This is a genomic window from Pseudomonas sp. GW821-FHT07F01 (assembly GCF_059418825.1).
Window position 1 is genome coordinate 774,197 of sequence record NZ_JBWKQO010000001.1, and the last position, 23,255, is coordinate 797,451.

Genomic DNA, 23,255 nt, shown 5'->3' on the forward strand with positions numbered 1-23,255 from the left:
AAGCAGTGACGCGCGCCCTGGGCCCTACAAGCGTCGCGCTCCCGTGGGCGTCATAACAAAGGATGAGTAGTAATGGTTCGCTGCAAACCACCGGTCAAATCCCCCGCGCTGCGCCCTGATGGCGAGCTGCCGATCCTGCGGCTCAAGCCCCTGGCCCAGGCCATCGCCCTGCTGATGGTGGCGGGCAGTGCCCATGGCGCCACGGCCTTCAGTTCCGGCTGGTTCGCCGACAAGGGCGCGTCCCAGGCCGCCACCGCCGCGCGCACCAACGGCCAGGTTCCGGGGATCCCGCCGCTGTCCCAGCAGACCCGCGCCAACCAGCAGTTGCAGCGCTCCCTGAGCAACCTCAATTCCAGCGTTGCCGCCATCGCCGCCCAGCAAGCGGCCCAGGCTGCCGCACGCCAGGCCGCATTCGGCACGGTGAGCACCATTCCCGATGGCCTCGGCGAAGGCGGGCTGAAGGTCGACAACAGCCTGACCCAGGGTTGGCTCAACGCCAAAGGGCCGGTGCAGAGCCAGTCCGGCGGCAAGACCACGGTGACCATCGAGCAGACCGCCGACAAGGCCATTCTCAACTGGGAGACCTTCAACGTCGGGCGCAACACCACCGTCGACTTCCAGCAGCAGTCCAACTGGGCGCTGTTGAACAAGGTCAACGACCCCAATGGACGGCCCAGCGAAATCCAGGGCCAGATCAAGGGCGCCGGTACGGTGATGATCATGAACCGCAACGGGGTGATCTTCAGCGGCACCAGCCAGGTCAATGTGCGCAACCTGGTGGCGGCCGCGGCCACCATCAGCGACGAGCAGTTCACCCAGCGCGGGCTCTATGTGGACGCCAACGGCACCCAGCCGACCTTCAGCGATGCCCTGGGCAAGGTCCAGGTGCAGCGCGGCGCGCTGATCCAGACCCACCCGGCGGCCACCTCCACCGAATCCGGCGGCTATGCCTTGCTGCTGGGCTCGGAAGTGGAGAACGCCGGCACCATCGTCACTGCCAAGGGCCAGACCACCCTGGCGGCCGGCGACAGCTTCTACATCCGCCGCGGGGTCGGCACCAGCGGCAACCAGCACTCCACCACCCGGGGCAATGAAGTTGCCACTTCGCTGAAGGCCGGCAGCAGCGCCGGCAAGGTCAGCAACAGCGGCCTGATCATGGCCTCCACGGGCGACATCACCCTCACCGGGCACCAGGTGGCGCAGAACGGCGTGGCCCTGGCCAGCACTTCGGTGGACACCCGCGGCACCATCCATTTGCTCAACTCCGCCAGCGACAGCACCGGCAGCGTGACCCTGGGGCAGGGCAGCACCACCGCAATCCTTCTGGACAGCAGTGGCAGCAGCGCTCTGGACAGCCAGCGCAACAACGGCCTGATCAACCTCGACGGCACCCCGACCAACCTGATCACCGGCCAGTTCAACAACCTCAGCAGCGTGGCCGACCGCAGCGACCAGTCCCGGGTGGAGATCGTCAGCGGCGGCACCGTGGATTTCCAGGACGGCTCCATCACCCTGGCCACCGGTGGCCAGGTGGCGGTCAGTGCCGGGCAGCGCAGCCTGGTGCGCGATGGCGCGGTGATCGATGTGGCCGGCGCCGTCGGGGTCAAGGTGGCGATGGAGTCCAACAACATCAAGATCAACGTCCAGGGCAACGAGCAGCGCGATTCGGCGGGCAACCGCGACAGCGGCCAGTTGATCAACAACGACGTCTGGGTCGACCTGCGCGAGCTGGTGTTCGTCCCGGCAGGCACCAACGGCTACGCCACCGATCGCTGGTACACCGCCGGCGGCCTGCTGGAAGTGGGCGGCTACCTGGGCACCCAGGGCCACAACGTCGGCGAGTGGATGGCCCAGGGCGGTACCCTGACCTTCACCGGCAAGGACGTGGTGACCCAGTCCGGCGCCCAGTTGAACCTCTCCGGCGGCACCGTCGATGTGCAGGGCGGCTACATCCAGCAGACCTGGCTCAAGGGCGCCGACGGGCGCTTGTACGAGCTCTCCAGGGCGCCGGGGGACCTGCTCTACACCGGCATCTACAAGGGCTATGTGGACAGCAGCCCGCGCTGGGGCCGCACCGATTACTACTACAACCCGCTGATCGCCCAGCAGCGCCGCTACGAGGCCGGCTACAGCGTCGGCCGCGACGCCGGCAAGCTGGTGATCGGCACCAGCAACGCCGTGCTCGAAGGCCAGCTGGTGAGCGAAGTGTTCAAGGGTGACCGCCAGACCCAGGCGCCGAACATCAACCTCGATGGCTACCAGCAATCGCACAAGGCCGCGGCCCAGCGCGCGCAACTGATCATTGGCAACTACACGCCGATCTACAACAAGGCCAGCGGCACCCTGCGCTACGCCCTGAGCCCCAGCGTGGACAAGGTGCTGATCGAGGCCAACCAGCAGAAGATCGCCGACGGCCTGGACCTCGCCACAGCCCTGCCGGCCAACCGCCAGGGCCAGCTGGTGCTGGACAGCGACCAGCTCAACGGCTTCCAGCTGGGGGCGATCAAGGTCGGCGCCAGGCAGCAGGTCCAGGTCAACGGCGCGCTGAAGGTGGCCGATGGCGGCGACATCACCCTGTTCGGGCCAGAGGTCAAGATCAACGCCAACCTCACCGCCCACGGTGGCAGCATCAACGCCGGCAACGTGCTGAACCAGGTGGATGTGAACCGCAATTTCGTGGTCGGCGATGTGATCCTCGCGCCCACCGGCGGCGCCCAGGCCCGGGTCGATGTAGCCAGCGGGGTCAAGCTGGATGCCAGCGGGCGCTGGAACAACCTGGCCCTGGACCCCTCGGACAGCAGCGGCCTGGCCTTTATCAACGGGGGCAAGGTGTCGCTGCGCAGCAGCGGCGACCTCAACCTGGCCAACGGCACCCTGGTGGATGCCAGCTCCGGCGCCAGCATTGCCTATGACGGCAAGACCAGCGGTGGCAAGGGCGGCGACGTGACCCTGGCCGCCGACGGCAAGCTCGACCTCGATGGCGAGCTGCGCGGGTATGGGGTCAACGGTGGCGGCACCCTGGCCCTGCAAGCGCACAAGGTGCTGATTGGCGCCCATGATCCGGCCCCCGAGGCCGGCACCCTGCAACTGGCCGGGGATTTCTTCAACAAGGGCTTCGGTGCCTACGACATCACCGGCAACGAAGGGCTGACCGTGGCCGAGGGCGCCCAGGTCGAGGTCAACATGCCGGTCTACCGCTTCGGGGCCCAGGCCAGCAGCAGTGCCACTGGCAGCGACCCGGCCACGGTGCTGGAGCGCTGGTTGCCGCAGCTGTACCAGCAGGATGCAACCAGGGGCGTGCTGACCCAGCGCCGTGGCGCCGGCCTGACCCTGAACGCCGGCAACCAGTACTCCACGGCCGCCCAGTTGGCCACCACGGCGCTGAGCGTGGGGCAGGGCGCGGTGATCAGTGTCGACCCGGGGCAGGCCATCAACCTGCGCAGCGTCGGCCAGTTGACCCTGAACGGCACGCTCAATGCCTGGGGCGGCAGCGTCAGTCTGGGCGGCCTGACGGTGGCCAGTTCCGAGGCCGCCAATGCCGCCGGTCACGGGCGCTCGATCTGGGTCGGCGAGCAGGCGGTGATTGATGTGGCGGCGCGGGCGGTGAGCGCCGTGGACAACCGTGGCCGCCGTTACGGCCAGGTGCGCAATGGCGGCAAGATCGCCATCGGCGGCGAGATCGACCTGGCCACCGGTATCGCCAAGGCCAGCGACCTGTTTGTGGTGGTGCGCGAGGGGGCGCGTCTCGATGCTTCCGGCGCCCAGGCGGCCCTGGACATTCCCGGCCAGGGCCGGGTGCAGGTGGCCAGCAACGGTGGCAGCATCAGCTTCGCGTCCAACAACGGCCTGTACCTGGATGGCAGCTTCGTCGCCCGGGCCGGAGGCGCTGGCGCTGCAGGGGGCACCTTGTCGCTGGCCCTGGAAAGCCCGTACTACATCAAGAACGCGGTCATTGACCGGGTGCTCAAGGCCCGGGAACTGGTGCTCAGCCAGATCCACCAGGGCAGTGCATTGCCCGGTAGCGCCGACGCCGCGGCCGCCAGCCTGGAGTATGGCCACGGCCGCCTCGGGGTGGATCAGGTCACCGCCGGCGGCTTCGGCAACCTGGCACTGCTGAGCAACGGCCTGTTGAGCTTCGATGGCGATGTGTCGCTGAACATGGGCCAGAGCCTGCGCCTGTACAGCGGTGCCCTGAACCTCAGCGAAAGCGCCGCGGCCAATAGCCGGGTCGACCTGTCGGCACCCTACCTGCTGCTGGCGGGCATCCTCGCGCCGCTGGAAGCCAAGGACCAGTACGTGCGTCCGGTCTCCACCGGCACGCCGTCGCAACAGGCCACCCAGGCGCAGTTCAATGCCAGCGGCAACCTGATCGATGTGCGTGGCAACGTGGTGTTCGGCAGCAAGGGCACGTTGCGCCAGGCCGACAACAGCCTGCTGAGCGTCGAGCGCCGCGGGTTCGACCATGTGCAACTGACCAGCCAGGGCGACCTGCGCTTTCTCGCCGGGGCCGGGGCCGATGTGATCGCCAAGGGCATCAGCACCCAGTTGCTGACCCAGGGCGACATGACCCTGCGGGCCGCGCAGTTGTACCCGGGTACCGAGGTCGGGGCCCGGGTGATTGCCGGCTACCTCAACGATATTTCCGGCACCAGCATCAACTTCGACCCCACGCGCACCCTGACCATCGGCCGCACCGGCCAGGGCGAGGCGCCTGTGCCGTACTCGGCCTTCGGCCGCTTGCAGCTGGGCGCGGCCAACATCCAGCAGGGCGGGGTAGTCCGTGCGCCCCTGGGGCTGATCGAGATCGGCAACCTGGGCGCGAGCAAGGTCGAGCTGCTGCCCGGCAGCCTGACTTCGGTCAGCGGCAAGGGCCTGGTACTGCCTTACGGCGGCACCGTCGATGGCCAGGTCTACAAGTACAACGGCAAGACCGTGACCTTCCTCGGCCAGGGCGCCCTGGTGAATGAGAACAGCGACCTGAGCGTCGGGGTGATCCTGGGCGGCAAGTCGGTGCAGGTACAGCCCGATGCCACCGTGGACCTGTCCGGTGGTGGCGAACTGCTGGGCGCCGGGTTCATTTCCGGGCGCGGCGGCTCCACCGATGCGCGCTACAGCCCGCTGGTGCAGATCGGCGCCAACGGCAGCTTCATCCTCCCGGGCCTGGGCAGCAACCCGATCTACGCCATAGTGCCCGGGGTGCAGCCGGGCTATGCGCCGGTGGCACCGGAGGGCGGCGCGGTGGACCCGCTGATCGGCCAGCAGATCACCATTGGCGCCGGGGTTCCGGGGCTGGCGGCGGGCACCTACACCCTGATGCCGTCCACCTATGCGCTGATGCCGGGGGCCTTTCGCGTGGAGATCAACGGCCTCGCCGGGCTCGGCACCGAAGGCGCGACCCAGCCGTTGCGCAATGGCTCCTGGTCCACCGCCGGGCGCCTATCGATCGCCCATACCGGGATCAGCAACAGCGTCGCCAGCCAGTTGATCCTGACCTCGGCCGACACCCTGCGCCGCTATTCCCAGTACAACGAAACCGGCTATGCCCAGTTCGCCCTGGCCGATGCCGCCAAACTCGGGGTGCCACGGCCGATGCTGCCGGTGGACGCCAAGACCCTGAAGCTGGCCCTGGAGCCGGGGGCCGGTGCGGATGCCTTCTCGTTCAAGGGCATTGGCCGTTTCGATGCCGCTGCGGGGGGCTATGGCGGCACCGTCGCGGTGTTGAACATGGGCAGTGGCAACATCGAAGTGGTGGCGGCCGGCAAGTCGGCCACCCAGGGTTTCAACGGCGTTACCCTGGATGCCGACAGCCTCAACGCCATGGGCGCAGCGCGCCTGATGCTGGGCGGCCTGACGCTGGTCAAGTACGGCCAGGGCGGCAACTACATCACCGTGGCCGAAGGCGTGAACACGCCCAAGGGCTCGATCACCTTGCGCGAGGGCGCCACCCTGGCCGCGCCGGAAGTGTTCCTGGTGAGCAACACCGGCGAGATCGTCCTGGAGCAGGGCGCCTCGATCAATACCCTGGGCCGAGGCAAGGCCAGCTATGACGCCCGTGACGGTTTCACCTACCAGGTGGCCAATATGCTGGCGGTGTCCAACGGCCTGCTCAACGTGATCAGCAAGGCCCAGGCCGGCGGACAGACCAGCGGCGGCATCCGGCTCGGGGTGTGCGCCAGCGCGCCGTGCAGCGGGCAGACCGCACTGTATTCCGATGGCAGCCTCGTTGCCTTGACCGACAACGCCTTCGAGCTGGGTGACCAGGTGCGCTACGGCACCCGCCACCTGAACCTGGGCCTGAACAACATCAACGTCGGCAGCCCGGAGGCGCTGGCGGCAGCGGCGGCGGGCAATCGCCTGCCCAGCGGCATGACCCTGACCCAGCAACTGCTCGACCGCCTGCTGCGCGGCGATACCCAGTTCGGCGCCCCGGCCCTGGAGACCTTGCAGCTCTCGGCCCGGGACGGCTTCAACTTCTACGGCAGCGCCAGCCTGGACACCTACGACCCGGCGACCGGCAAGTCGCTGCTGAGCAACCTGATGCTCTCCACCCCGGCGATCTACGGTGCCGGGGGCGCCAATGATGTGGCCAGCATCCACACCGCCAACCTGATCTGGCAGGGTTCCGAGACCCCGGCAGGCGCGGTGGTGGCCGGCGGTGCCGGAACCGGCAGCGGCCGCCTGCAAATCAATGCCGAACGCATCGAGTTCGGCTACGGGGCCTTTGCCCAGCCCAGCACCACCAAGAGTTTCGACCGCCTGGCCCTGGGTTTTGCCAACGTCGACCTCAATGCCAGCCAGCGCATTACCGCCAACCACAAGGGCAGCCTGTCGGTCTACCAGAGCCAGGGCGCCTTCGATCCGCTCAAGGGGTTTGCCTACAGCGGCGGCAACCTGAATATCCTCACCCCACTGATGACCGGCGAGGCCGGCTCGGTGAACCGCATCACTGCTGGCGGCGCCATGGATATCGGCGCCTCGGCCGGCCCTCGTGGCCAGGCCAATGGCCAGGGTGCGGAACTGTCTCTGCAGGGCGACAGCATCCGCCTGGCCAGTGCCGTGGTGCTGCCCAGCGGCAAGGTGACCCTGGGGGCCCGGGGTGATGTCAGCCTGACCGATGCGGCGCTGATCGATGTGGCTGGCCGCACCATCGCCTTCAATGACCTGAGCAAATACGGCGCCGGCGGCGAAGTGCTGCTGCAGAGTGCTACCGGCAATGTGCTGCAGGCCACGGGCTCGACCATCGACCTTTCGGCCACCCATAACCAGGCCGGCAAGCTGCGGGCGGTGGCGCTGGACAGTGCGGCCGGGCGGGTAGACCTGGCGGGCAAGGTCCTTGGCGGCAGCAGCGGCTACTACGATGCCGGCGGCACCCTGGTGCCGTTCCTCGGCGCCACGGTGGAAATCCAGGCCCAGCACCTGGGCAGCAGCGGCACCCTGGACGAGCAGTTCGCCGCCCTCAACCAGCGCCTGAACCAGGGCCAGGTCTTTGGCGCACGCAGCTTCCAGCTCAAGCAGGGCGACCTGACCATCGGCGACGGGGTCAGGGCCAGCACCGTCAACGTCTCGGTGGACAACGGCAGCCTGCGGGTTACCGGGCGAGTGGACGCCAGCGGCGAACGGGTCGGCAGTATCAACCTGGCGGCCGGCAAGGGCCTGACTCTGGACGGCAGCGCGGTGCTCGATGCCCACGGCAGCAAGCTGCGGGTGGACAGCTACGGCAAGATCATCGACTCACCGAACCGCGCCAGCGTGGTGCTCAGCTCGGGCCAGGGCCGCCTGACCCTGGCCGACGGTGCGCGCATCGACCTGCGCCACGGCACCGACGTGGCTGTGGGCAGCGCGGCGGGGCAGAACGACGGTCGCAGCCGCGGCACCCTGGAGCTGAACGCGCCGCGCCTCGTCCAGGCGGACCAGAGCAGCAACGACATCGACATCGATGCCCGCGGCCCGCTGGATATCCAGGGCGCGCGCTCGATTGCGGTCAACGGCATGCTCCGCTACGACGATGCTCCGGAAAAAAACGACGCCACCGCCAGCGGCCGCCCTTACCAGGAAATCACCCAGGCCTACCTGGATGCCAAGCATGCCCAGAGCACGGCCTTTATCAATGCGGCCCTGCAAAACAGCGACCTGCTGCAGAACAAGCTGGCCGGCCTGAACAACGCCGGCTATGCCGACGCCTTCCATCTGCGGCCCGGGGTCGAGATCGTCAGCAAGAGCGCAGACGGCGACCTGGTGGTGCAGGGCGACCTGGACCTGTCGGGCTATCGCTATGCCAGCCTCAACCCCCACAGCCAGAAGACCTCGGTCTACGGTTCCGGCGAGGTCGGCAGCCTGACCCTGCGCGCCGGGGGCGACCTGAATGTCTATGGCAGCATCAACGACGGCTTCGCGCCGCCGCCTGCCACCGTGGACGACAAGGGCTGGGTGCTGCTGCCGGGCGTGGACTTCACCGGCGGCACTATCATCGTGCCGGGCAACGGCGTGACCCTGGCCGACGGCACCGCCTTCCCGGCGGGCAGCACCCTCAACTACGACCTGCCGATCAAGGGGCTGACCGTGGCCGCGGGCACGCGCCTGCCGGTCACGGCGACCCTGGACCAGACCCTGGTACTGCCGGCGGGTACGGTACTGGCGGCGGCGATTCGCGATGCCTCGGGCAACCTGCTGTTCGCCGCCGGCACCCTGCTTGGCGAGCCCAGGACCCTGGTCGCCGGCACCCGTCTGGAGGCCGGGACGCTGTTGACCCAGGGCACCCAGCTGCGGTCCATGACCTGGCCCAAGGGCGTGCCGCTGCCGCAAGTACACCTGGCCAATGTGAACAACAACATCGTCATGCTCGACGGCAGCAAGGCCCTGCCCAAGGGCGGGCTGATCCCGGCCGGCACCAACGTCAAGCTGCCGAGCGGCGTCGACTCGGTGCAGTTGCGGCCCGAAGACGTCGGGCGCCAGGGCAAGCTCTGGGCCATTGCGCCGATGCTTGCCGAAGGCTCGCAATCCTGGTCCCTGCGCCTGGTGGCCGGGGCCGATACCCGCGCAGCCGACAGCCGCATCGTGCAGGCCAACCCACGCAGCGGTGACTTGCATCTGGCGGACAGCCATTACGGGATGTTCGCCAAGGAACTGCCCAGCCAGGTGGTGCGGACCTGGACCCAGGTGGCGGTGGATGACCTGGCCGGCGTAGGGATAGTGGTCAAGGCCGGCGATCCGATCGACGAACAACTGCTGGTGGATCTGGGGCAGACCTCGATCGAGCAGTTCTGTGCCGACAGCCCGGCCTATTGCGCGATCAAGGCCAGCTACGCCTGGACCCAGTTGGCGGTGGACGAGCTGGCGGGCGCCGGGGTGGTGGTCAAGGCCGGCGATCCGATCGATGAGCAACTCCTGCTGGACCTGGGGCAGTCGTCCGTCGCGGCCTTCTGTGAAGAGTCGCCCGCCTTCTGCATGGCCCTGGACAGCAAGACCTATGGCGCAACGCCGTCCAGCAGCCGCTTCAGCGTGATCCGCACCGGCACCGGCGACCTTGAACTGCTCAGTGCCGGCAACCTGAGCATGGACTCGCTGTACGGGGTCTACACCGCCGGTACTTCCTCCACGGCGACGACGGCCGGCGATCCCTACAACCAGCCACGGGCCCTGGGAACGGGAGCCACGGTGCTCAATGACCCGGGCAGTTACTTCGAGCAGTTCGTCAATGGCAGCGGCACCAGCCTGTACCGCGCCTGGTACCCGGAGGCGGGGGGCAACCTGCGGGTCAGTGCCGGTGGCGACCTGACCGGCAATATCAGCAGTACCGCCAACGACAGCCGTGCCTGGCCCAACCCCAAGGACAACGGCCAGGACTCGGCCGAAGTGGGCAACTGGCTGTGGCGCCAGGGCAGCGGCGATGTCGCCACCGGCGGTTCGGCGCAACCCGTTGCCTGGTGGATCAACTTCGGCACCTATGCGGCCAACGGCAGCGCCGACCGGATGCTGGGCTTTACCGGGTTCGGCACCCTGGGCGGCGGCAACCTGGAGCTGAATGTCGGCGGTGACGCGGGCATCCTCCAGCGCCTGACGGACAGCGCCGGCGCCTCCACCGTGGCGCCCCGCAGCCAGGGGCTGGTGCTGGCCGTGGGCAGTACCGGCCGGGTCGCCAGCGATGGCAGCCTGCAACTGACCGGCGGTGGCGACCTGCGGGTGAACATTGCGGGCGCCTTGAACCCGGCCAGCAACCTGGTCATCGAGCATCGCAACGGGGTGGTGGTCAACCTGCGTGGCAGCAGCCATTTGCAGAGTGCCTCCCTGGGCAGCATCGACCTGCACTATGGCGGCACCGCCGTTGACCACAACCCCAGCGAAGCCCGGGCCTTCGACCCGTTGCGCGCCACCCGTGGCCTGGCCCAGGGCGGCCTGACCCTGGTGCCCGGCGATGCCACCTTCAACCTGCAGAGCCGCGGCGACCTGGTGGTGCAGAACGTCGAGGACCCGGGCCGGGTCCGCCAGTTCAACACCGCGCTCTTCAGCCGTGGCAGCCAGCAAGGCAGCGGCCGGAGCTGGTTCACCCTGTGGACCGAGCGTACCGCCATCGACCTGATGTCCCTGGGCGGCAACCTGACCCCGCTCACCAGCCCTGGCAGCACCGATCTGGCGGTGGTCTATCCGTCGATCCTCAGGGCCGTGGCAGCCAGTGGCAGCCTTTACTATGGCAAGGCCGCCAGCGCGCAAGTCGGCGACCTCAACTACCGGGTGCCGCTGTTCCTGGCGCCGGGCGCCGCAGGGCAGTTGCAGTTCCTGGCCCAGGACTCGATCTACGCGGGCGGTTTCACCGTCAGCCAGTCGGGCGCCGCGGCCGCTTCGGTGGCTACGCCCTGGCGTCCGGCATTTGTCGGCAGCATCGAGGGTGAAGTGGTGGCCAGCAACCTGTCGGTCAACGGCAACCCGGTCATCGGCTCGATCCTGCCGTTGTTCGCCTTCGGTTCCGGCAGCGTCTCCGGGCTGGTTGCCGGCCCGGCCGATCCGGCGCGTTTCTATGCGGTGAACGGCGACCTGATGGGGGTCAACAGCGGCCGGATCATCACCTTCGGCCAGGCGGCCTCACAGTTGCACTCGGGGCAGACCTGGTACGAGGGCAGCCGCCCGGTGTGGATGATGGCCGGGCGCGATATCGTCAGCAGTGGCCGGACCTTCGGCGTCGAGGACCCGGTCAATGGCTCGACCTCCCAGGGCAACCTGTTCGTGCACAACAACCCCAGCGACATCTCCGTCGTCAGCGCCGGGCGCGACATCCTCTACAGCAACTTCAACGTCGCCGGCCCCGGCACCCTGGAACTGACCGCGGGGCGCAACATCCTCATGGAGGACAAGGTCAGCGTCACCAGCATCGGCGCCGTGGCGCCGGGGGACCGCCGGCCCGGGGCGAGCATCGTGATGCAGGCCGGGTTCGGCCCCAACGGCCCGGGCTACCGGCGTTTCGTCGAGGCTTACCTGGACCCGGCCAACCTCGCCCAGCCGGGCGAAAGCCTGTCGGGCGCTAGGGTGGCCAAGACCTACGAGGGCGAACTGCTGGACTGGCTGGCCGAGCGCTTCGGCTTTGTCGGCGACAGCGCCCAGGCCCGGGCCTATTACGCGGCCCTGCCCGCGGAACAACAGCGGGTGTTTGCCCGGAATGTGTATTTTGCCGAGCTCAAGGCCGCCGGCCGCGAGTACACCGAGGAAGGCGGCATGCGCCAGGGCAGCTATGCCCGTGGCCGTGCGGCGATTGCCGGGCTGTTCCCGAGCACCGACGTGGCGGGCAACCCGATCACCTACCAGGGCGATATCACCTTGTTCGGCGGTGCCGGGGTGCACACCGACTTTGGCGGCAACATCCAGATGCTGACCCCCGGCGGCAACCAGACCTTCGGCATCGAAGGCACGGCGCCACCGGCCTCGGCGGGGATCATCACCCAGGGCGCGGGGGACATCCAGCTGTACTCCCTGGGCAGCATCCTGCTGGGCCAGAGCCGGATCATGACCACCTTCGGCGGCTCGATCATGGGCTGGTCGGCGGCGGGCGACATCAACGCCGGCCGCGGTTCCAAGACCACCGTGGTCTATACACCGCCCAAGCGGGTCTACGACAACTGGGGCAACGTCAGCCTGTCGCCGTCGGTGCCCAGCACCGGGGCGGGGATCGCCACTCTCAACCCGATACCCGAAGTGGCGGCCGGCGACATCGACCTGATCGCGCCCCTGGGCACCATCGATGCCGGCGAGGCGGGGATCCGGGTCTCGGGCAACGTCAACATCGCCGCTCTGCGGGTGGTCAACGCGGCGAACATCCAGACCCAGGGCAAGTCCAGCGGGGTGCCGGTCACGGCGGCGGTCAACACCGGCGCCATGACCTCGGCCAGCGCCGCCGGCTCCGCCGCGTCCCAGGCCGCGGAAGATGCGGCCCGCAACCAGCAGGCGGCGGCCAAGCAGGGCCGGGCGTCCATCGTCACCGTGGAAGTGCTGGGCTTTGGTAGCGAACCGGTGCAACGCCCCCGTGAAGACGCCAGCCGCGCCCCGGGCTACAACCCCGACAGCCCGGTGCAGGTGCTGGGCGCCGGGCCCTTGAGCGACCAGGCCCGGGCGCGTTTGACCGACGAGGAGCGCGGGCAACTGACGCTGTAGGTTCTCTCGTGGTAGCAAGGCTTGGGGGGCGATCGTCGATCGCCCCCTTTTTTTTCGGGAGCAGGGGAGGTGCTATTCCAGGAAGGAATGCAATGAATAAAAACAATGAATTTTAATTATCAAGCCGCAGGGCCTAGCCTGTCCCGATCCTTTGAATGGAGCCCTGCCATGACCTCATCCTCGGTAAACCCGGCTGAAAAATTCGACCGCTCGCGAGCCGACGAATACGCCCGCCAGAGCCGTATCGCCCTGGCGGGCTATGACGCCTGCCATGACCTTGCCGCCTGCATGTTGGCGGCCAGCCTGGGCGAGGGGCGTGCGGCCCACATCCTGGCCGTGGGGGCTGGTGGCACGGCCCAGGAGATTATCGCCATGGCTTCCCTGGAACCGGGCTGGCGCTTTACCGCTGTAGACCCCTCGGCACCGATGCTGGAGACAGCGCGCCAGCAGTTGCAGGCGCAGGGTTTGATGGAGAGGACCGAAGTGCGTCTGGCCACGGTGGACGAACTGGCGGCGGACGACCCCTTCGACGGGGCCACGCTGATCGGCGTGCTGCACCATCTGCCCGGTGATGAAGCCAAGCGGCAATTGCTGCGGGCCATCGCCCGGCGCCTCAAACCCGGCGCGCCGCTGATCGTCGCCGGCAATCACTACGCCTACGCCAGCCAGCCCCTGCTGCTGGCGGCCTGGGGGCAACGCTGGCGCCAGCAGGGCGCGACGGCGGATGAGGTACACGCCAAGCTGGGGAAAATCCTTCAGGGCGCCGACCCGCCCCATTCCGAGGCGGCGGTGCAACGGTTGCTCGAAGAGGGCGGTTTCAGCGCGGGAACACGTTTCTTCAGCAGCCTGTTCTGGGGCGCCTGGTTGAGCCGCAAGCGTTGCTGAGGGGCCGCTCGAACAGCGTAGCTCCGAGCCTGGCACGCCTTCAGGCCGGCAAGCTCCACAAGGTCATCACTCATGGAGTGTCGCCGCATGCCGGGTCAGCCCGCGAGGCTGGTATCGCCTTTGAGCATCTGCTGTACATGAGCAATGTGCCGCCACTGGCGGCCTCGCCCCCCTGTCGGGCAGCCCAGGCGCAGATTGCCGCGCGCCTGGGCATCAATGATCACGCGCCGGTCCTGCTCCTGGCCTGTTCCAGGTTAGCCGCGCCCACCCAGTAGAACAGCCCGCCGGCGACTATGAACGCTCCCAGCATGTAGAAGATCCAGTGCGCCGGGTGGCTGGCCAGGAGCATGCCGCAGAGTATCGGGCCCAGTGCGCCGCCGAGGTTGGAGAGGTTCTGCGCGCCGTAATACAGGCCTCGCAGGTGTTCGGGGGCGATCAGGTCGATGAACATGTACTCGGCGGGAAACACGATGATTTCCCCCAGGGTGAACACCACCATCGACAGCACCCACAGCGCCAGGCTGGTGGCCAGGCCGAAGCCGCTGACCCCCAGCAGGAACAGGCCCAGCCCCAGTGCCAGCCAGCGGCTCAGGTGGCGCTGGGTAATCCTGCGGCCGATGGCGTATTGCAGGGCGATCACCAGCAGCGCATTGGTCGCCACCAGGGTGCTGATGATGCGGTAGGTGGCCTCGGCCGAGGTGGTGACCACCAGGTACTGCGACAGGTACGCCGAGAACTGGCCAAAGACCACGGCGCTGAGCAGGCCGCCCAGGGTGAAGCACACCAGGCGGTAATCCCGTAGCAGCTGTTTGCCCAGGGCCGCGAAGGATAGCGGCGCTGGTGTCGGGCCGGCGGCGCTCAGCTGTCTGTCGCCCCAGCGCATATGGATCGCCAGGAACCCGGCGCCCAGGGCGGCGGAGATCAGGAACGGCAGGCTGATGTCCAGGCGCGCCAGCCCGGCGCCGAGGAACGGGCCCACGGCGTAGCCGATATTGGTCAGGGTGTATTTGATCGAGAAGGCTTCGCTGCGCTGTTCCACCGACAGGCGCTGGGCAAAGCCGGCCTTGATCGCGATGTCGATCACCGCATAGGCCAGGTTGACCAGCACCAGGCACAGGTAGAACAGCCACAGCTGGTGTGCACTGAAGGCGCCGATGAAACCCAGGGTGAACAGCGCGCAGCAGGCCAGGATCAGCCGGTAGCTGGGCGTGCGGTCCACCAGGAAACCACCGTAGAGGCTCAGCAGCGAGCCGAGGATCATGCTGCTGCCGATCACCAGCCCGATGTCGCTCACTTGCAGGCCGAAAGCACTGCTCAGGTAGATCACCAGGTAGGGCAGGGTGACTGCCCGGGCCAGGGTCAGCACCAGGGTGCCGGCCAGCAGCAGGTTGATTGCTTTCGGGTAGCTTTTCAGGGTGCGCAGCATCCGTGCCTCATCGGTCTGTAACGGCGTTTTTGAGAATGGCAGCCAGCTTACTGGGGAATCTGGTTCTGTTTTATGATGTTTTTTACCCAGTGAATGGAATCAGATTCATGAATAAGAGGCGCCGATGTTTTCTTCCGAACGCTTGAAGGGGATCGATGTATTTGTCTGCGTGGCCGACTGCGGCAGCTTCAAGGCCGCCGCCGAACGGCTCAACCTTACGGCTTCCGCCGTCAGCAAGGCCATCGCCCGGCTGGAAGGGCGCCTGCAGGCGCGGCTGTTCCAGCGCACCACCCGCAGCCTGGCGCTGACCGACGCGGGCACGGCCTTCTACCGCACCTGCAGCGGGGTGCTGGCAGACCTGGAAGAGGCCGAGCTGGCGCTGAACGCGGAAAACTCCGAGCTGCGGGGGCGGGTGCGCATCGACCTGCCCGGGACCTTCGGCCGCTCCCAGGTGCTGGGCGCCGTCCTGCGCTTTGCCCGGGAGCATCCGGGCTTGCAGCCGCACATCACCTTTTCCGATCCCAGTGTCGAGCCGCTTGAAGCCGGTGCGGACATCGCCGTGCGCCTTGGCGGCTCGGGACAGTGGCCGGCGGCGCTGGGGCACCGCTGCCTGGGCCGCGAATGGCACCTGTTCTGCGCCTCGCCCGACTACCTGCGCAGCCATGGCGTGCCGCTGACCGACCAGGACCTTGAGCGCCATCAGTGCATTGCCTATGGCTGGGTGGATGGCCGGGTCAGCCCCTGGAACTTCGCGAGCGGCCGCCCGGGCGAGAGTGAGCGCCGGGTGATGTCCGCCAGTTGCGTGGTGGGCGATGGCGAGGGGCTGTTGATGGCGGTGCAGCAAGGCTACGGCATTGCGCAACTGCCTTCCTGGCTGGTCAAGCGCCAGTTGGAGGACGGAAGCCTGGTGGAGGTGCTGCCGCAATGGGCCAGCGAAGGGCAGGCGATCCATCTGCTGTGGCTGAAAAGCCGGCAGGGGTTGCCCAAGGTCAGTGCATTGCTGGAGATGCTGGAACGGAATCTGCGGGGATAACGATGAGAAAAAATGGCAGGGGCGGCTGGATTCGAACCAACGCATGGCAGGATCAAAACCTGCTGCCTTACCGCTTGGCGACGCCCCTGTAGCTGTTGCGACGTTACTTGCCTGAACTGCCGGCCCGGGGAGGGCCGCTGCAAGAACGGGCGCAAATTTATCAACTTATCGGCGGGCTGGGAAGCCCCCTGGTGAAAAAAATGAGTTTGAAAACAGCTGCTTAGTCTTTTTCAGGGCGATTTTATCCGTCCCGGGGTTCAAGGGACCAGGTAGCCGGGCTGTGAATCCTTCAGCGGCCGGGCCATGTCCAGTGCGCGGCGGATGGCCCGCAACTCCGCCCCTTCAAGGGCGCGCCGGCCAAATTGATAGTCGTCGCCCCCCGGGCCCAGGTGCACCGAAAGCAGCCCGAACAGCTGCTCGCCCACTGCTTCGATGAACATTTCCATATAGCTTTCGTAACGGCCGTAGGCGCACAGGTAGATCAGCCCCTGGACCTCGGCGCGCTCGCACTCGTGAATGTCATCCCAGGACAGGCAACTGCCCTGTTCGCCACTGATCAGCGGCAGGTGCCAGGCGTTCGGTACGAGCGGTTGGGCGCGCAGGGCCGCCGGTAGCGGCTGGCAGGACAGCACCTGGAAGCGGTACCTGAGCCTGCCATGGTGGTTGGCATGCCGTGGCGCGGGCGGCTCGGCGGCCGGGCCGGTGATCCGCACGTGCAGCAGGTGGCTCAGGGCGATTTCCGAGGGTTGCTCGTTCCAGCCATTGAGGTCCGCCAGCGGCGGGCACCAGATCAGTTGCAGGGTTTCACCGAGCACGATGCCGTCCTGGCGTTGGAAGAAGGCTGAGCTCTGCTCGCCCACCACTGGCAGCAGGTCGCGCAGCTGCAAGGTCGGCGCGCCGTAGTCGATGCCCAGGTCGGTGGACCAGAACAGGGGGGTGCAGGTTCTCAGGGTTGCCGGCATGGACGCGAGCCTGTGATGGGGAAGGGGAGGATTCTTCGGTAACTGGCGCCGGATGTCACCTCTGTCTGACTCAATCGGCTACATCCGCTGGCTCAATGTGACCGTGACAGCCCGCTGCCGCGCACTAGTATAGGGAGCCTTGGGCAAGACCTATAAGAACAGCAGAAGGACACACACGCATGCGACGCTGGAACGGCTGGGGGGATGCATCCACGGTGGTCGAATTGCCGGCCCAGGGCGCGGGGTTTCTCGCCGAGCGCCTGGGGCCGGGACGCAGGTTGCCGGAGGCGACCCTGGAGCAGGCCCTGGCCCGGGTGCCGGCATCGCGCCTGCAAGCCCATGACTTGTACAGCATCAGTGTCGAGGACCGGCTGCTGCACGCCCGCGGCCAGAGCCTGGCGGACTGGCTGGCGCTGCGCGAGGGCGAGCTGGGGGCCTACCCGGACGCCGTGGCGTTCCCGGAAACCGCCGAACAGATCCGCCAGTTGCTGGCCCTGGCCGAGGACCGCGACCTGTGCCTGATTCCCTACGGCGGGGGCACTTCGGTGGCCGGGCACATCAACCCCGGCTGGTCCGAGCGGCCGGTGCTGACGGTGTCCCTGGCGCGCATGAGCCGCCTGCTGGACCTGGACGAAGACAGCCTGCTGGCGACCTTCGGTCCTGGGGCCAGTGGCCCTCAGGTGGAAAGCCAGCTGCGGGCCCGGGGCTACACCCTGGGGCACTTTCCCCAGTCCTGGGAACTGTCGACCCTGGGCGGCTGGGTCGCCAGCCGCTCCAGCGGCCAGCAGTCGTTGCGCTACGGGCGCATCGAGCAGCTGTTCGCCGGCGGCACCCTGGAAACCTTTGCCGGGCCGATGCCCATCGCCACCTTTCCGGCGTCCGCCGCCGGGCCGGACCTGCGCGAGGTGGTGCTGGGCAGCGAAGGGCGCTTCGGGATCATTTCCGAGGTCAAGGTGCGGGTCAGCCGCCTGCCCGATGACGAACGTTTCTACGGGGTGTTCCTGCCCGACTGGCAGCAGGCCCTGCAAGCGGTGCGCGCCCTGGCCCAGGCCCGGGTGCCGCTGTCGATGCTGCGCCTGTCCAATGCCCTGGAGACCGAAACCCAGCTGGCCCTGGCCGGCCACCCGACGCAGATCGCCTGGCTGGAAAAGTACCTGGCCTTGCGCGGCGCCGGGGCGGGCAAGTGCCTGTTGACCTTCGGCGTGACCGGCAACCGCCGGCAGAATGCCTTGTCCCTGCGCCAGGCGCGCCAGCACCTGAAGGCTTTCGGCGGGGTGTTCACCGGCACCCTGCTGGGCAAGAAATGGGCGCAGAACCGCTTTCGCTTTCCCTACCTGCGCGAAAGCCTGTGGAACGCCGGCTACCTGGTGGACACCCTGGAGACCGCCACCGACTGGAGCAATGTCGACCGCCTGCTGCAACGCATCGAGCAGAGCCTGCGTGACGGCCTGGCCGCCGAGGGCGAGCAGGTGCATGTGTTCACCCACCTGTCCCATGTCTATGGCGAAGGGTCGAGCATCTACACCACCTACGTGTTCCGCCCGGATGCCCAGTACCCGGCGACCCTGGCCCGCTGGCAGGCACTCAAGCACGCTGCCAGCCAGACCATCGTCAACCACCGCGGCACCATCAGCCACCAGCACGGCGTGGGCAAGGACCATGCGCCGTACCTGCTGCGGGAGAAGGGCCCGCTGGCCATCGATGCGCTGCAGGCCCTGAGCCGCCACTTCGACCCGGCCGGGCGCCTCAACCCCGGCACCCTTTTGGAGCCCCGTGAACCATGAGCCAGGACTGGAATGCCCAGTGGCGCCAACAGGCGCTGCCCGGGCTGGCGGCGCAAGCCTGGGACCTGATCGTGATCGGCGGCGGCATCAGCGGCGCCGGCATCCTGCGCGAAGCGGCGCGGCGCGGCTGGCGCTGCCTGCTGCTGGAACAGCGAGACTTTGCCTGGGGCACCTCCAGCCGCTCCTCGAAGATGGTCCATGGCGGCTTGCGCTATATCGCCAAGGGCCAGTGGCGCCTGACCCGGGATTCGGTGCGCGAGCGCCAGCGCCTGTTGCAGGAGGCCCCGGGGCTGGTGGAGCCCATGAGCTTCCTGATGCCCCATTACCGCGGCAAGTTTCCCGGGCCCCGGGTGTTCGGCGGCCTGCTGGGTGTGTATGACGCCCTGGCCGGGCGGCGCAACCATCGCTTCCACGATGCCCGGCAGCTGGCTTTCCTGGCCCCCGGGGTCAAGGAGCCGGGGCTGTTGGGGGGGACCAGTTTTCTCGACGCCCTGACCGACGATGCGCGGCTGGTGATGCGGGTGCTGGCCGAGGCCCGGGCCGATGGCGCCCAAGTGTTCAACGGCGTTCGGGTCACCCGCCTTTTGCGCGAGAACGGGCGGGTCTGCGGGGTGCAGATCGAGGACAGCGAAGGCGGGCAGCCGCAGCAGGTGCGCTGCGCGGCCCTGGCGGTCGCTACCGGCGCCTGGGCCGAGCGCCTGCGCCCGGCGGACCGCGTGCGCCAACTGCGGCCCTTGCGCGGCAGCCATCTGCTGCTGCCGGGCTGGCGCTTGCCGGTGGCCCAGGCCTTCAGCTTCATGCATGCCGAGGATGGCCGGCCGGTGTTCGTCTTCCCCTGGGAGGGCGCCACCGTGGTCGGCACCACCGACCTGGATCACCGCGATGACCTGGACCAGAGCGCCAGCATCAGCCAGGAAGAGCTCGAGTACCTGCTGGCCGCCTGTGCCCAGCAGTTTCCCCAGGCCCTGATCACTGCCGGCGACGTGCTGTCGACCTGGGCCGGGGTGCGCCCGGTGGTGGCCAGCAGCGACGGCCAGCAGGGCAAGCCTTCCAATGAAACCCGCGAGCATGTGCTGTGGCAGGAACCCGGCTGCGTGACCCTGGCCGGCGGCAAGCTCACCACCTTCCGGCCCCAGGCCATCGAAGTGCTGCAGGCCTGCGGGGCGATGCTCGGGCGTGAAGTGGTGGACGACGGCGCTCCGGTCTTCACGCCTGTGGCGCCCCTGGAGATCCCTGGCCTGAGCGGCGCCCAGGTGCGGCGCCTGGCTGGCCGCCACGGCCGCCATCTGCCGCGGCTGGCGCAGTGGGTGGCGACCCTGGGCGGCGATTGCGTCGGCGCCAGCGACACCCTGTGGGCCGAGCTGGCGTTTGCCGCCGAGGCGGAAATGGTCCTGCACCTGGACGACCTGCTGCTGCGCCGCACCCGCATCGGCTTGCTGCTGGCCGAGGGCGCCGTCCAGTACCTGCCGGCCATCCGCCGCCTGTGCCAGCCACAGCTGGGCTGGGACGACGAGCGCTGGCAGGCCGAGGAACAGCGCTACCGGGCCCTGTGGCAACGCCATCACAGCCTGCCGCCACTCGCCTAACGATGCTCAACCAAGAGAGCCCCATGGATAACCACAACAACAATAAGCAGGACTACCTGCTGGCCATCGACAACGGCACCCAGAGCGTTCGTGCGCTGCTGTTCGACCTCAAAGGCAACCTGCTGGGCAAGGGCAAGGTGGAGCTTGAAGCCTATTTTTCCAGCCGGCCCGGCTGGGCCGAACAGCACCCGGACTACTACTGGGCCAAGCTCGGCGAAGCCTGCCAACTGCTCTGGCAGCAGACCGGCATCGACCGTTCGCAGATCCGCGGCGTGTCCCTGACCACCCAGCGCGGCACCCTGATCAACGTCGATGCCCAGGGCCGCGCGCTGCGCCCGGCGATCCTCTGGCTCGACCAGCGCCAGGCCGAGGTCGAAGGCAAGATCAAGGGGCCCTGGGGCTGGTTGTTCAAGTTGATCGGCGCCGAGGCCACGGTGGATTATTTTCGCGCCCAGGCCGAGGCCAACTGGGTGGCTCAGGAACAGCCCGAGGTGTGGGCCGCCACCGACAAGTTCCTGTTGCTCTCGGGCTTTCTCACCCATCGCCTGACCGGCAATTTCGTCGACTCGGTGGGCTGCTGCGTGGCCTACCTGCCGTTCGACTACAAACGCCTGCGCTGGGCCGCCCCCAGTGACTGGAAGTGGCAGGCCCTGGCGGTGCGCCAGGAGCAGTTGCCGACCCTGCTCAAGCCCGGGGAAACCCTGGGCCGGATCACCGCCGAGGCCAGCCGCCATACCGGCATACCCGAAGGCTTGCCGCTGATTGCCGCGGGTGCCGACAAGGCCTGCGAAGTGCTGGGCTCGGGCGTCCAGGACTCCACCACCGCCTGCCTGTCCTACGGCACCACGGCCACCATCACCACCACCCGTTCGCGCTACCTGGAGGTAGTGCCTTTGATACCGCCGTACCCGGCGGCGGTGCCGGACCACTACAACTGCGAGGTGATGATCTTTCGCGGCTACTGGATGGTCAGCTGGTTCAAGCAGCAGTTCGGCCTGCGCGAAGTGCAGCAGGCGGCGGAGCAGGGGCTGGAGCCGGAGCAGCTGTTCGACGCCCTGGTCCAGGCGGTGCCGCCCGGGTCCATGGGCCTGACCCTGCAACCCTACTGGTCGCCGGGCATCCGCGAGCCGGGCATGGAAGCCAAGGGGGCGATGATCGGCTTTGGCGACGTGCACACCCGGGCGCACATCTACCGGGCCATTCTCGAAGGCCTGGCCTATGCCCTGCGCCAGGGCATGGAGCGCATCGAAAAGCGCTCCAGGCTGAAGATCAGCCGCCTGCGGGTGGCCGGCGGCGGCTCCCAGAGCGACGCGGCCATGCAACTGACGGCGGACATCTTCGGCCTGCCGGTGGAGCGGCCCCATGTCTATGAAGCCTCGGGGCTGGGTGCGGTGATCGCCTGCGCGGTGGGCCTGGGGCTGTACCCAGACTTCGCCACGGCCATCAGTGCCATGACCCGGGTTGGCGCAGTGTTCGAGCCCCAGCCCCAGGCGCAGCAGATGTACCAGCGGCTGTACAGCGAGGTCTACCTGCGCATGTACCGCCAGCTCAAGCCGCTGTACCAGAGCATTCGCGAGATTACCGGCTACCCGGCGTGAGGACGCGGGCCAGGAGGGGTAAGGGTTCCCGGTCGAAAAAAGCCGCTTGCGCGGCACGGCTCAACTATCGTCATCCAGGTGGACGGAACCCTACGACAACCTGAACCGGTGAGCCGAACATGAACCGCCAGGACGCGCTGAACATCCTCTGGAAGCGATTGTTCATCATCTTTGTGCTGCTGTTGGCGGCGTCCCTGGGGGCGGTCGCCCTGGCCGACGGTTACACCATCCCCTCGGTGGTGTTCATCGTCGGCAATATCGGCGGTTACGTGGGCTTCCACCGCCAACTGTCACACCTCAGCGAGGAGGAGATCATCAGCCTGTGCAGCTCCTGGTTCAACGTGCTGTTGCCGTCGTTCATCGGCGGCATCCTCGCGGGCCTGCTGTACATCCTGTTCATCTCAGGCGTGGTGCAAGGTGAACTGTTTCCCCAGATCGTCGACGACAAGATCTGCCGGTACCCGGACAACAGTTTCTATGTGATTTTCTGCCAGCACGCGGACGGCTATGCGTCCTACGGCAAGCTGCTGTTCTGGTCCTTTGTCGCGGGTTTCAACCAGAACTACGTGGTCGATCTGATCGAGAACATTAAGGGCAGCAAAAAAGCACAGGGTGAAGCATGAGCAAAGGCCGTCGGGTAAGAAGGGCCGGCGTCGTGCGGCCCTTCGATTGCTGGTCGCTGCGGTCACTCGGTCTGAAGAAAGCTAGGTGTGTGTGTTTTGTTGTATGAGTATTTAATTACTAGTAGGTGTTGACACCTACTACTTGGTTAAATATTCTTCGCAGCACATACACAAGAGATGCCTTCCAATGAATAGTCTCGTCAACGCCTACCAGGCGCTCGAAGTCCTCACCCAGGATGAGTTCAATCGTCGCTTTCCGCAAAAGCACACGCTGGGGGAAGTGGTGCTGGGCATGGGAGAACTGGTTGAGGTCTTGAAGAAAGACAACGGCCTGTCGCTGCGCAAGATTGCTGAAATCGCCGATGTTTCGGTGGCCGGTCTTGATCGCTGGCGCAACAACGGCTACGGCAGCAAGAAGCACTGTGAAAAACTCATCGCCTACTGCCAGCAATTGCTGGGCGAAACCCTCTTGCCACATCCGGTCGCCACGGCACCCGCTGCCAGTGTGGCGCAGAGCCTGCGCGCCTGTAGCCCGGCGCAGTTGGAGGCGGCCATTGAGCGTGCCTTGCAGGCACAGCTGGGGTTCCCCGATTCGCTGGAATGCACCCTGGTCAGGATGGAGGCCGGCGCTGACGGCCACCGTCTGGAAATTCTGCTTCGCTGAGCCACGGCCCCGGTGTTTCCCGGGCTGCGGCTCGCGCCATTGAGCTTCAAGGAGAGTT

At 67.4% G+C, this 23,255-nt stretch carries 11 protein-coding genes and 1 tRNA gene; 8 read left to right on the plus strand and 4 right to left on the minus strand.

Going from position 1 to position 23,255, the window contains the following annotated elements; genetic code table 11:
- Positions 1-72 precede the first annotated feature (72 nt).
- Both AC07R1_RS03620 and AC07R1_RS03625 read left to right on the plus strand, forming a co-directional pair.
- Entirely contained in the window at positions 73-12,636 is a 12,564-nt protein-coding gene (locus tag AC07R1_RS03620; RefSeq protein ID WP_495110135.1) for a filamentous hemagglutinin family protein, read from the plus strand.
- A 168-nt stretch (positions 12,637-12,804) separates the two neighbouring features.
- Positions 12,805-13,521 carry a class I SAM-dependent methyltransferase gene (locus AC07R1_RS03625; protein WP_065363922.1) on the plus strand — a complete coding sequence of 239 codons (717 nt, stop codon included), beginning with the start codon at positions 12,805-12,807 and terminating at the stop codon, positions 13,519-13,521.
- 95 nt (positions 13,522-13,616) lie between these two features.
- Here AC07R1_RS03625 and AC07R1_RS03630 read toward each other — a convergent pair whose 3' ends face one another.
- Together AC07R1_RS03630 and AC07R1_RS03635 are read right to left on the minus strand one after the other, a co-directional pair.
- The gene (locus tag AC07R1_RS03630; RefSeq protein WP_255313423.1) at positions 13,617-13,745 is read right to left on the minus strand and encodes a hypothetical protein; all 129 of its coding nucleotides are present in this window, start codon (positions 13,743-13,745) and stop codon (positions 13,617-13,619) included.
- Positions 13,742-14,947: an MFS transporter gene (locus AC07R1_RS03635; protein ID WP_495110136.1), complete on the minus strand. Its 1,206-nt coding sequence runs from the start codon at positions 14,945-14,947 to the stop codon at positions 13,742-13,744. The genes AC07R1_RS03630 and AC07R1_RS03635 overlap by 4 nt, the downstream gene beginning before the upstream one ends.
- A 124-nt stretch (positions 14,948-15,071) precedes the next feature.
- Here AC07R1_RS03635 and AC07R1_RS03640 point away from each other — a divergent pair, with 124 nt between their 5' ends.
- Positions 15,072-15,980 (plus strand): LysR family transcriptional regulator, encoded by a 909-nt coding sequence (locus AC07R1_RS03640; protein WP_495110137.1) that lies wholly within the window; start codon positions 15,072-15,074, stop codon positions 15,978-15,980.
- 13 nt (positions 15,981-15,993) lie between these two features.
- On the opposite strand, the gene AC07R1_RS03645 is transcribed toward AC07R1_RS03640, so the two are convergent.
- Together AC07R1_RS03645 and AC07R1_RS03650 are read right to left on the minus strand one after the other, a co-directional pair.
- Positions 15,994-16,068, minus strand: a tRNA-Gln gene (locus AC07R1_RS03645).
- Positions 16,069-16,237: 169 nt separating this feature from the next.
- Positions 16,238-16,942 (minus strand): hypothetical protein, encoded by a 705-nt coding sequence (locus AC07R1_RS03650; RefSeq protein WP_495110138.1) that lies wholly within the window; start codon positions 16,940-16,942, stop codon positions 16,238-16,240.
- Between the two features lie 179 nt (positions 16,943-17,121).
- Between AC07R1_RS03650 and AC07R1_RS03655 the strand changes: the two genes are divergently transcribed.
- The 5 genes from AC07R1_RS03655 (at position 17,122) to AC07R1_RS03675 (ending at position 23,197) form a co-directional block, all read left to right on the plus strand.
- Positions 17,122-18,726: an FAD-binding oxidoreductase gene (locus tag AC07R1_RS03655; protein WP_492617564.1), complete on the plus strand. Its 1,605-nt coding sequence runs from the start codon at positions 17,122-17,124 to the stop codon at positions 18,724-18,726.
- A complete protein-coding gene (locus AC07R1_RS03660) occupies positions 18,723-20,312 on the plus strand; it encodes a glycerol-3-phosphate dehydrogenase/oxidase (protein ID WP_495110139.1) in 1,590 nt (529 codons plus the stop codon). Before AC07R1_RS03655 ends, AC07R1_RS03660 begins: the two co-directional genes overlap by 4 nt.
- Positions 20,313-20,335: 23 nt before the next feature.
- Positions 20,336-21,910 carry an FGGY-family carbohydrate kinase gene (locus AC07R1_RS03665; RefSeq protein ID WP_011061061.1) on the plus strand — a complete coding sequence of 525 codons (1,575 nt, stop codon included), beginning with the start codon at positions 20,336-20,338 and terminating at the stop codon, positions 21,908-21,910.
- A 119-nt stretch (positions 21,911-22,029) separates the two neighbouring features.
- On the plus strand, positions 22,030-22,533 hold the full coding sequence (locus AC07R1_RS03670) for a hypothetical protein (protein ID WP_210456741.1): 504 nt from the start codon (positions 22,030-22,032) through the stop codon (positions 22,531-22,533).
- A gap of 187 nt (positions 22,534-22,720) precedes the next feature.
- A complete protein-coding gene (locus AC07R1_RS03675; RefSeq protein ID WP_495110140.1) occupies positions 22,721-23,197 on the plus strand; it encodes a hypothetical protein in 477 nt (158 codons plus the stop codon).
- Positions 23,198-23,255 lie beyond the last annotated feature (58 nt).

Excerpts from the sequence above, each read along its gene's own strand:
- AC07R1_RS03640 (WP_495110137.1), top strand. The coding sequence starts at position 15,072 with ATGTTTTCTTCCGAACGCTTGAAGGGGATCGATGTATTTGTCTGCGTG.
- AC07R1_RS03650 (WP_495110138.1), bottom strand. The coding sequence starts at position 16,942 with ATGCCGGCAACCCTGAGAACCTGCACCCCCCTGTTCTGGTCCACCGAC.
- AC07R1_RS03635 (WP_495110136.1), bottom strand. The coding sequence starts at position 14,947 with ATGCTGCGCACCCTGAAAAGCTACCCGAAAGCAATCAACCTGCTGCTG.
- AC07R1_RS03670 (WP_210456741.1), top strand. The coding sequence starts at position 22,030 with ATGAACCGCCAGGACGCGCTGAACATCCTCTGGAAGCGATTGTTCATC.
- AC07R1_RS03625 (WP_065363922.1), top strand. The coding sequence starts at position 12,805 with ATGACCTCATCCTCGGTAAACCCGGCTGAAAAATTCGACCGCTCGCGA.
- AC07R1_RS03620 (WP_495110135.1), top strand. The coding sequence starts at position 73 with ATGGTTCGCTGCAAACCACCGGTCAAATCCCCCGCGCTGCGCCCTGAT.
- AC07R1_RS03665 (WP_011061061.1), top strand. The coding sequence starts at position 20,336 with ATGGATAACCACAACAACAATAAGCAGGACTACCTGCTGGCCATCGAC.
- AC07R1_RS03660 (WP_495110139.1), top strand. The coding sequence starts at position 18,723 with ATGAGCCAGGACTGGAATGCCCAGTGGCGCCAACAGGCGCTGCCCGGG.
- AC07R1_RS03675 (WP_495110140.1), top strand. The coding sequence starts at position 22,721 with ATGAATAGTCTCGTCAACGCCTACCAGGCGCTCGAAGTCCTCACCCAG.
- AC07R1_RS03655 (WP_492617564.1), top strand. The coding sequence starts at position 17,122 with ATGCGACGCTGGAACGGCTGGGGGGATGCATCCACGGTGGTCGAATTG.